The sequence below is a fragment of the Variovorax sp. V213 genome (genome assembly GCF_041154455.1).
Taxonomy (GTDB): Bacteria; Pseudomonadota; Gammaproteobacteria; order Burkholderiales; family Burkholderiaceae_C; genus Variovorax.
Genome location: NZ_AP028664.1, coordinates 1317722 through 1323479, shown reverse-complemented (window position 1 = coordinate 1323479; position 5758 = coordinate 1317722). Strand labels below are relative to the sequence as shown.

Below are 5758 nucleotides of genomic sequence, written 5' to 3'. Positions count from 1 at the left end.
GTGCGTCAACCGGCCGCGGCTTGGGTGGTCGTCGGATTTTTTTCCTGCTGCGCCATCCACTCGCGCAGCGACCGGGGCCGCATATCGGTCCACGCCTGCTCGACGAAGGCGAGCACGGCCTTCTTGTCGCCGCTCACGCCATCGACCGCGGTCCACCCCTTCGGCACGGCCTTCCAGTGGGGCCAGATGGAATACTGGTCTTCGTGGTTGACCAGAACAATGAAGGTCTCGTCTTCGCGATCGAAGCAGCTCGTCGACATGGATACGTCCTTATACGGTTGAACAGAAGGAGCGAGGCAAAGGCCCGGCGGGCCATCTCTTCGCTCCTGCTCAACAAGACGTTTCAGGACGGGATCTGTTCACTCCGGGGTGGAAGGCGGCACCAGGCCGGCCAGCAGCCACAGGCGGGCTGCCTTGTCGTAGGCCTTGCGATGCAGAGGATCGGCAACGAGCCAGGCCATCATCTCGTCGCGCGCGGCCGCATCGAAGTTCTCGCGGTCGTGCTCGCGCTGCACCCATTGCCATGCGGCGCTCCAGATGGGGTCGTCCTGTTCTTGTGTCATGCGTGAAGGGTGTGTGGCATTGCGCGGCCGCACGATGCGCCGGCGCCAAGGATTTCACCTTACACCAATCCCGCGCGCGTCCGGCCGCGTTCAGTCGTCCTCGAGCAGGCGGCCGCATTCCTTGATCGCCTGCGCCGCTTCGGCGATGAGCCCGTTCACCAGGCCGAGCGCGCAACCCAGGCGCAGCGCAATCTCGCGCTGCGTGAGGCCTTCGAGCCGGTAGAGCTCGAACACCAGCCGCGTTCGCGCGGGCAACGCTGCCAGCACCTTGTCGATCGCATGGATCGCCTGGCGCTCGCGCATCAGGCGGTCCGGCGCAGGAGCGCCGGCCACGTCCAGTGTCTCGACGTCGATATCGAAGGTGCGGTAGCTGGCCTCGACCGTGTGGCGCCGGCAGCAGTCGAGCGCGACGTTGCGCACCACCTGGCAGCAATAGCCGATGGGCCGGTCGGCCTTGCGCACGCAGGGGCCGTCGGCAATCTTCAGGTAGGCGTCCTGCATGACATCGTCGGCGAGCTCCGCAGTGCGGACGATCCTTCGCGCCACGCGCAGCAGCTGCGGACGGTTCGCGATGAAGACCTCCGCGAGCGTGGGTTCGGGCAGATGCAGCGCCATGTCGATGGGTTCTCTCATCATGCGAGGCGGGGCGCAGACCGCCCGGAAGAACGTCGGCGAAGGTGAAGACCTGTGAACATGAAGACGTACTCCTGAACTGCTCAATACAAATGAGAATTATTACTACTTGTGGATACGAAAAAGCTCCATTTCCCAACCCCTTCATGCTCCATACCCAGTAGACGTTTGAGCACGCCAAAGCGAGACAGCCGGCGTGAGGAAATCAGGCAACCAAACGTTCGCCGATGGTGGGACGGCCGCATGACAGAAGGATGATGGCGACGCGCGCGCATCTAGAATTTCGCCCCTTTCCCCGATCCCTCCCTCATGAACATCGTCGTCAACGAAGAACTCAAAGCCTATATCGATCCATTGACTCCGGAGGAACACGAGGCGCTGGAACGCAGCATCCTCACCGAAGGCTGCCGCGACGCGCTGGTGCTGTGGGGCGACGTGCTGGTGGACGGCCACAACCGCTACGGCATCTGCCAGAAGCACGGCCTGCCATTCCAGACGGTGCAGAACACACGCTTCAAGACCATCGAGGACGTGCACCTCTGGATGATCGACCAGCACCTGGGCCGGCGCAGCATCTCCGATTTCCTGCGCGGCGTGCTGGCGCTGCGCAAGAAAGACATCGTCGACGAGCGCCGCGCACGCGCATTGGCCGAGACGGCGCCATCGCACGACGACGATGCGCCATTCGATGCCGACCCGCCCGCAGCCGGACCGTCCGCGGACAACGCCCCTGCCCTGCCCCCGCCCGCGCCTCTCCGCAGCCGCGAAGCCATTGCCCGTGCCGCACGCCTGAGCAGCAACCAGGTCGTGATGATCGAGAAGATCCAGAAGCAGGCCGCGCCTGAACTGGTGGCGGCCGTGAAGTCCGGCGTGATCTCCATCAACACGGCCGCGGCCGTGGCCAGCCTGCCCGCCGAAGAGCAGGTTTCCGCGGCCAACGCGGGCAAGGACGAACTCAGGCAGGCCGCCAAGCGCGTTCGCGAAGCCAGGCGCAAGCCTCGCGAAGAGCCGGCCGAATCCGCGGAATCAAATCCGGTCGATCAGCCCGCAAAGCAGTCCGACGTTGTGCAACTGCTGGAGCAGCGCGTGGCCGAATTGACGGCCGAGAACGACGCCCTGCGCAGGCAAATCGCCGAGCTGGAAGCGCAACTCGTGAACTGACCCGCCTGCCAGGTCGACTGGCGGCTACAGCCGGATCTCGCTGATCTTCGCGCCCGAGATGGAGACGCCGGCTTCGAGGCCGACATTGGTCAGCACGAAGCCGACCACGGGCTGCTGGATCGTGTTGGTGTCGATGCTGCCGTTGGCGCCGAAGGTCGCGGCGGCCACCGTGGCATCGGCGCCGGCCGTCCATCCCTTGCTGCTGCGGAACTTGTCGAGCGCGGCCTGGGTGGTGAACACGTAGATCACCGCCTTCGATTGCGCGCCGGCCTGGAAGCCGATCGAGCCCGCAGTGGTGCTGTAGTAGGCCTGCGTGCGTCCGCCCGCGCGCAGCGCGCCGCGGCCGTACTCGGCGCCAATGCCCATGCTGGCCCCGACCACGGCGGGAAACACCAGCACGCCCTTCGACGAGGCAACCAGTTCGCGCGAGCCCCTGGCGGACTCGTACAGCTTGGACAATGCGGCGTCGACCTGGGCGTCGATCGAAGCGCGCGACGATGCGCTGCTGGCCTGGTCCTGGGGCCGCGTGGTGGTGCAGCCCACGACCGCGATGCCACCGACTGCGACGGCACACGCGAGAGCAAGACTGCGGAGATGAATGGATCGCATGGCGCTCTCCTTTGCAAGTGAACGATAAAGGCCGAGTGTTTTCACGCTGCTCGGCGGCCTGCTGTTCGACTCATGCTAGTTCCGGAAAGTCCTGTGGGAATCGACTTGCGGAATCGGCCTACGTGAAGTCGCGCTCTCGAAGAACCCCGCCCGGCCAGCAGGCCGATGCAGAACAGTGCTTGCTTCAGCGCCGCATTGCCGGCGGCTTCCCAAGCGACTTCTCGAAAAACTGGAGGAGCGCCTGCACGCGCGCCGTGCGGCCCTGGCGCGTGGGCACCAGCGCAGTGACCGGGGCGCTGTCCAATTCCCAATCGTCCAGAACGCGCACCAGGGTGCCTTGGGCGATCGACTCGGCAGCGTCCCACTCGGAGCGCAGCACGAGGCCGAGCCCTTGCTCCGCCCATTCGCGCGCCACCGTGCCGTCATTGCAGGTGTAGGCCGGCACGATGCGCACCGTTTCGCGTGCCTTCTGCCGCTGCGCCGCATCCGCCGCCTGGGCCGCAACCGCCGCCGGACGATGGAAATGCCACAGCGTCACGTCCTCCTCGTTCTCGCGGATGCTGATGCAGCAGTGCTTCAGCAGATCGCGCGGCTCCTGCGGTGCTCCGTGCGTGCGCAGATAGCCAGGGCTCGCGCACAGCCAGCGCTCGTTGAATGCCAGCGTGCGCGCAACCCACGACGAATCGCGCACCACGCCGATGTGGATCACCACGTCGGAATCGTGCCGGTCGGGCCAAGGGGTTTCTCTCAAATCGAGCTGCAGCCCGAGCGAAGGGTGCAGCCGCGCAAAGCGCGCCAGCATGGGCGCGATGCGCTGCCTTCCGTAGCCGAACGGCGCCGCGATGCGCAGTGTTCCGGTCAGCTTGCGGTCGTTGCGCTGGAACGACTGTGGCAGCGCCTCGAGGCCCGCCAGCAAGGCCGCCGCTTCGCGGGCGAAGCGTTCGCCTTCGGGCGTCAGGCGGAGGCGCCTTGCGGTACGGACCGCCAGCGCCAAGTCGAGTGTGGACTCGAGCTTGCGCAACCGCATCGACAGCGCGGGCGGCGTGACGTTGAGCGCCCGCGCGGCGGCGCTCAACGAGGGCGCCTGCGCCAGCGCGACGGCGAGCTGGAGGTCTTCGATGCGGAGCATTCAGCTGGGCTTAACGATTGATGCAGTTTCATTAAACCATGCAAGCCCCTCGAATCCCTACAGTCGGCCCATGCACACACCATCGCACCTCGCGGCGCTCGACACGCCGGCCGCCCTCATCGACCTGCCGCGCATGCAGCACAACATCGACCGCATGCAGGCGCGCATGAACGCGCTCTCCAAGCGCTTTCGCCCGCACGTGAAGACCACCAAATGCACGCCGGTCGTGCGCGCGCAGCTTGCCGCAGGCGCCCAGGGCATCACCGTTTCCACGCTCAAGGAGGCCGAGCAATTCTTTGCAGACGGCATCACGGACATCCTGTATGCGGTCGGCATGGCGCAGCAACGTCTGCCGCAGGCGCTTGCCTTGCGGCGCAAGGGCTGCGACCTGAAGATCATCACCGACAGCGCGGCCTCGGCCGCCGTCATCGCCGAGTTCGGCCGCGCGCATGGAGAGGCGTTCGAAGTCTGGATCGAGATCGACACCGACGGCCACCGCTCCGGCATCAAGCCCGACGAGGCGGCGCTGCTCGAGGTGGGACGCACCTTGCATGCGGGCGGCATGCGGCTCGGCGGCGTGCTCACGCATGCGGGTTCCAGCTATGACCTCGACACGCCCGACGCGCTGGCCGCCATGGCGGAACAGGAGCGCGCGGGCTGCGTGCATGCGGCCGAGCGCCTGCGCGCGGCCGGCCTGCCCTGCCCCGTGGTCAGCGTCGGCTCCACACCCACCGCGCTGTCGGCAGAGCAACTGGACGGCGTGACCGAAGTGCGCGCCGGCGTCTACGTGCTGTTCGACCTGGTGATGAAGAACATCGGCGTCTGCGACACGTCGGACATCGCGCTCAGCGTGCTGACCACCGTCATCGGCCACCAGGCCGACAAGGGCTGGGCCATCGTGGATGCGGGCTGGATGGCGATGAGCCGGGACCGCGGCACGCAGAAGCAGAAGCGCGACTACGGCTACGGCCAGGCTTGCGGCATCGACGGCACGGTGCTCGAAGGCTATGTGCTGAGCGGCGCCAACCAGGAGCACGGCATCCTGTCGCGCAAAGGCATGCCCGACGCGGACATTGCAGCGCGCTTTCCGATCGGCACACAGCTTCGCATCCTGCCCAACCACGCCTGCGCCACGGGCGCCCAGTTTCCCGAGTACCACGCGCTGGCGCAGGACGGAACGCTGGCAACCTGGAGCCGGCTTCACGGCTGGTAAGAGAAACCATGAGCAGCAGCATTCAACCCCTTGCGCCGGCGGCCCTTGCCGCACCGGGCGGACACTACAGCCACGCCACCGTGGCCAACGGCTTCGTCTTCGTCTCCGGGCAATTGCCCATCGCGCCCGACGGCACCCGGCTTGCGGAGGCTTCCTTCGAACAGCAGACGCGCCAGGTGCTGGACAACGTGAAGGCGGCATTGGTGGCCGCCGGAAGCGGCATCGATCGCCTGGTACAAGTGCGCGTCTATCTCGACGCGATCGAGAACTGGCCGGCCTTCAATGCGATCTATGCCGAGTGGGCCGGCGATGCCCGGCCCTCGCGCGCCATCGTGCCGACGGGGCCACTGCACTTCGGCCTCAAGGTCGAGGTGGAGGCCGTCGCGCTGGGCTGAACGTTGCGGGCGGCGCCGCCGCATTGCTGACTTGCGCGCAAGAAACCCGGGCAAA

The 5758-nt window shown here is 66.6% G+C and carries 8 protein-coding genes; 3 read left to right on the top strand and 5 right to left on the bottom strand.

Annotation, left to right across the window (positions count from 1 at the left end; all coding sequences use genetic code 11):
- Positions 1–5: 5 nt before the first annotated feature.
- From ACAM55_RS06475 to ACAM55_RS06465, 3 genes are all read right to left on the bottom strand, one after another.
- Entirely contained in the window at positions 6–260 is a 255-nt protein-coding gene (locus ACAM55_RS06475) for an MbtH family protein (RefSeq protein ID WP_369655215.1), read from the bottom strand.
- 99 nt (positions 261–359) lie between these two features.
- Positions 360–563 carry a DUF4880 domain-containing protein gene (locus ACAM55_RS06470; RefSeq protein ID WP_369655214.1) on the bottom strand — a complete coding sequence of 68 codons (204 nt, stop codon included), beginning with the start codon at positions 561–563 and terminating at the stop codon, positions 360–362.
- 90 nt (positions 564–653) lie between these two features.
- On the bottom strand, positions 654–1199 hold the full coding sequence (locus ACAM55_RS06465) for a sigma-70 family RNA polymerase sigma factor (RefSeq protein WP_369655213.1): 546 nt from the start codon (positions 1197–1199) through the stop codon (positions 654–656).
- 306 nt (positions 1200–1505) lie between these two features.
- Between ACAM55_RS06465 and ACAM55_RS06460 the strand changes: the two genes are divergently transcribed.
- Positions 1506–2357 (top strand): plasmid replication/partition related protein, encoded by an 852-nt coding sequence (locus tag ACAM55_RS06460; protein WP_369655212.1) that lies wholly within the window; start codon positions 1506–1508, stop codon positions 2355–2357.
- A gap of 24 nt (positions 2358–2381) precedes the next feature.
- On the opposite strand, the gene ACAM55_RS06455 is transcribed toward ACAM55_RS06460, so the two are convergent.
- Positions 2382–2966 (bottom strand): YSC84-related protein, encoded by a 585-nt coding sequence (locus ACAM55_RS06455; protein ID WP_369655211.1) that lies wholly within the window; start codon positions 2964–2966, stop codon positions 2382–2384.
- Positions 2967–3150: 184 nt separating this feature from the next.
- Positions 3151–4095, bottom strand: a complete 945-nt coding sequence (locus ACAM55_RS06450; protein WP_369655210.1) for a LysR family transcriptional regulator — start codon at positions 4093–4095, stop codon at positions 3151–3153.
- Positions 4096–4165: 70 nt separating this feature from the next.
- Here ACAM55_RS06450 and ACAM55_RS06445 point away from each other — a divergent pair, with 70 nt between their 5' ends.
- Entirely contained in the window at positions 4166–5308 is a 1143-nt protein-coding gene (locus ACAM55_RS06445; RefSeq protein ID WP_369655209.1) for a DSD1 family PLP-dependent enzyme, read from the top strand.
- Positions 5309–5316: 8 nt separating this feature from the next.
- Entirely contained in the window at positions 5317–5703 is a 387-nt protein-coding gene (locus tag ACAM55_RS06440) for a RidA family protein (RefSeq protein WP_369655208.1), read from the top strand.
- Positions 5704–5758: the final 55 nt, after the last annotated feature.